The organism is Massilia niastensis DSM 21313 (genome assembly GCF_000382345.1).
GTDB lineage: Bacteria > Pseudomonadota > Gammaproteobacteria > Burkholderiales > Burkholderiaceae_D > Telluria > Telluria niastensis.
Genome location: NZ_KB908197.1, coordinates 1 through 3,352, shown reverse-complemented (window position 1 = coordinate 3,352; position 3,352 = coordinate 1). Strand labels below are relative to the sequence as shown.

Annotated in this window: 4 protein-coding genes; 2 read left to right on the top strand and 2 right to left on the bottom strand. The window is 62.6% G+C overall.

The window, feature by feature from the left end; genetic code table 11:
• Positions 1–199: 199 nt before the first annotated feature.
• Together H162_RS0129555 and H162_RS0129550 are read right to left on the bottom strand one after the other, a co-directional pair.
• Positions 200–661, bottom strand: a complete 462-nt coding sequence (locus H162_RS0129555) for a MarR family winged helix-turn-helix transcriptional regulator (RefSeq protein WP_040788604.1) — start codon at positions 659–661, stop codon at positions 200–202.
• 127 nt (positions 662–788) lie between these two features.
• Entirely contained in the window at positions 789–1,118 is a 330-nt protein-coding gene (locus H162_RS0129550) for a CzcE family metal-binding protein (protein WP_169444606.1), read from the bottom strand.
• Between the two features lie 149 nt (positions 1,119–1,267).
• Here H162_RS0129550 and H162_RS0129545 point away from each other — a divergent pair, with 149 nt between their 5' ends.
• Positions 1,268–1,939: a heavy metal response regulator transcription factor gene (locus tag H162_RS0129545; protein WP_020657072.1), complete on the top strand. Its 672-nt coding sequence runs from the start codon at positions 1,268–1,270 to the stop codon at positions 1,937–1,939.
• Positions 1,936–3,048, top strand: a complete 1,113-nt coding sequence (locus H162_RS0129540; protein WP_020657071.1) for a heavy metal sensor histidine kinase — start codon at positions 1,936–1,938, stop codon at positions 3,046–3,048. Before H162_RS0129545 ends, H162_RS0129540 begins: the two co-directional genes overlap by 4 nt.
• The last annotated feature ends 304 nt before the right edge of the window (positions 3,049–3,352 follow it).

The following is a 3,352-nucleotide window of genomic DNA, read 5'->3' as shown; positions in this document are numbered from 1 at the left end:
ATGATAGTGCTGCAACCAGTGTGAAAGTAGGTTATCGTCAGGCTAGTTATAAGAAAAACCCCACCAGGTGATCCTGGTGGGGTTTTTTGCTTTCTAAATAGAAAAGAAAAAGCCCGCTAAACATCACTAGCGGGCTTTCTATTTCAGGGCATCGCCATTCTGGAGATCTCTCCGGGCGCTGCCTTCATCCTTCAAATCCTCATCCAGCGCTATCGTTCAGGTTCTTGCGCAGATTCACCAGCTGCCCACGCAAGGCCGTCACCTCTTCCAGAGAACACTGGGTCGCGCACTGAACGGCAGGCATCACGGAGGCGGCATCCTTCCTGAGCGCCTTGCCCTGGTCGGTCAGGCTGATGATCACCTGACGCTCGTCGCTGCGCGCCCGCGCACGCTGCACCAGGCCCTGGTTTTCCATGCGCTTGAGCAGCGGCGTCAGGGTGGCGGAATCCAGGAACAGGCGCTCGCCGATATCCGAGACCGTTTGCTGGTCCTGTTGCCACAGCACCATCATGACCAGGTATTGGGGATAGGTCAGCCCAAGCTTGGGCAGCAGGCCACGGTAGACGCGCATCATGGCCAGCGAAGTGGAATACAGCGCGAAGCACAACTGGTCGTCGAGCTCGGGTGTGGCTTCAGCCATCGAGGGAGTGTTCGGTTTCATGCTCCCAATATAGGTCGCGCACTAGCTAATTGCAAGCGATGTTTGCCGTCCCTGTCCACTAGCCATAAGTCTGAGAAACAGGCGACGCGCGACATATGCGGGCAGCGCAAGGACTGCCCGTGCGTGCTCAGCCCGGGAAGTAGGTCGGATCGCGCATGACGAAGATGCGCACGCCTTCCACCTGCACGTCATCGGGAGCGATCGTCGACAGGTCGAGCACGGCTTCGCGGGTGCGGGTATTGAAATTCCAGTCGAACTGCTTGCCGTTGACTTCGAAATGCACGGTCTCGCCGTCATGGACATGGATACCGCGGGCGCCGGGCTTGACGACGATATGACGGCCGGGTGCGCCGGCATCGGCACGGGTGCCGTAATCGGACGGCGCCGGCGCAACGCCGTCGCCCGCATAGGCACTGGCAGAGAGGGCAAGGGACAGGAGCAGGGCGGTCGCTTTCATCATCATTCCTTTCAGTTGGGTAGGCAGCACTACGGCTGCATGGAATGAGCTTAGTCCCCGCGTCCTGACCGGAAGATGACGCCATCATTACAATGATGTAATCCGCAGGCAGTGCAAAACCCAGCACAATGGCGGCGAGGAGGTGGCGCATGCGCATATTGATCGTGGAGGATGAGCCGAAGACCGGCGACTACCTGCTCAAGGGACTGCAGGAGTCGGGATTCGCAGTCGACCTGGCGCGCAACGGTGCGGACGGCCTGCACCTGGCGCTCGAAACGGAGTACGAACTGGTCGTGCTCGACGTGATGCTGCCGCAGATGGACGGCTGGACCGTGCTGCGCAGGCTACGCGAGCGCAAGGACACGCCGGTGCTGTTCCTCACCGCGCGCGACGACGTGCCTGACCGCGTGCGCGGACTGGAGCTCGGCGCCGACGACTACCTGGTCAAGCCCTTCGCGTTCGCCGAACTGCTGGCCCGGATCCGCACCCTGCTGCGCCGCGGCCCCGTGCGCGAGGCTGAATTCATCCGCCTGGCGGACCTGGAAATCGACGTGCTGCGTCACCGCGTGACGCGCGCCGGCCAGCGGCTCGAGCTCACCCCGAAGGAATTCGCGCTGCTGCACCTGCTGGCCAAGCGGCCCGGCGAAGTGCTGTCGCGCTCCCTGATCGCCTCCCAGGTCTGGGACATGAACTTCGACTCCGATACCAATGTGGTCGATGTCGCCATCCGGCGCCTGCGCGCGAAGATCGACGACCCGTGGCCGGTCAAGCTGGTGCACACGGTGCGCGGGATGGGCTATGTGGTGGAGCTGCGCGAGTGAAGCGGCGCAAACCTCTCCCGATCGCGCTGCGTCTCGCACTGCTGTTCTCGGCCATCGCCGTGATGGTCTTCGTGGGCGTGGGCGCCTACCTGTACCAGGCCCTGGCCGCGCAGCTGCTCCAGCACGACGACGCCGAACTGCTGCACCGCTATGCCGGCACTCTGGTGATCGCGGTGGCCGTGGGCGCCGGGTTGGCCACCGTGTTGGGTTTCGTGATCGTACGGCGGGGCTTGCGCCCGCTCCACGACGTCATCTCCAAGGCCAACGACATCAGTGCGCATCGCCTGAAGACCCGGCTGTCGGTCGACGCCGTCCCGGCCGAACTGCGCGAGGCGGGTGTCGCCCTGAACGCCATGCTCGACCGTCTGGAGGAGGGCGTACAGCGCCTGTCCGGCTTTGCCGCCGACCTGGCGCACGACATGCGCACCCCGATAAACAACCTGATGGTCGAGACCCAGGTCGCGCTCTCGCGCCCGCGCAACGTCGAGGAATACCAGGCGCTGCTGGCGTCCAATCTCGAAGAGTACGACAGGCTGTCCCGCATGATCGAGAACACGCTGTTCCTTGCCCGCGCCGATAACGCCCAGGTGCGGCTGGATCGAGAGATGCTGGATGCGCATGCGGAGCTCCAGCGTATCCGCGACTACTTCGAGATCCTGGCGGAAGAGGCGGGGGTGGTCCTGGAACTGGCGCCCGCGGAACCTGGCGGCAGTCAGGTATATGCCGAGCCGATCCTGTTCCAGCGCGCGGTCAGCAACCTGATGTCGAACGCCATCGCCCACACGCCGGAGGGAGGTCGGGTCAGCCTGGCGGTTGCCTCCGCCGCCCCTCCGGGAGCGGAGTCCGAGACCGTGATCACCATCAGCAATACCGGCGCGGGCATTCCGTCCGATCGGCTGGAGCGCATCTTCGACCGCTATTACCGGGGCGACGAGACCCGTTTCGCCTGTGGCTATTCCACCGGACTGGGCCTGGCAATCGTGCGCGCGATCATGAACCTGCACGCCGGCAGCGTCGCGGCCGATAGCCAGCCCGGCAGGCTTACCACGTTCACCTTGCGTTTTCCCCTGGTTCCCGAGCGCGTGGCGGGGCAGCGGAGGATAGTCTGATTCGCTACGTCGCACGCATGATTCAGGCCGTCCGTTAGTTACTCGGATATATACAGATCCTTGAATCTGCGGCGGCGAAACAACATTGTTGTTGAGCTCTTGCGTTAACCCCGAACGGTTTGCTATGATTCGCCTCCGCTTCGGTAACGACCGAAAACGTCAGCAAAATCAATTGGTTGCGCTGGCAAGGTCCGTAGAGAAATCTGCGGCGAAGCAAAAAGGGACTTGACGAAAAACGCTGAACACCGCATACTCTCGTTCCTCTGCTGCTGACGAACAAAACGATTCGCACAACGCAGCAAGG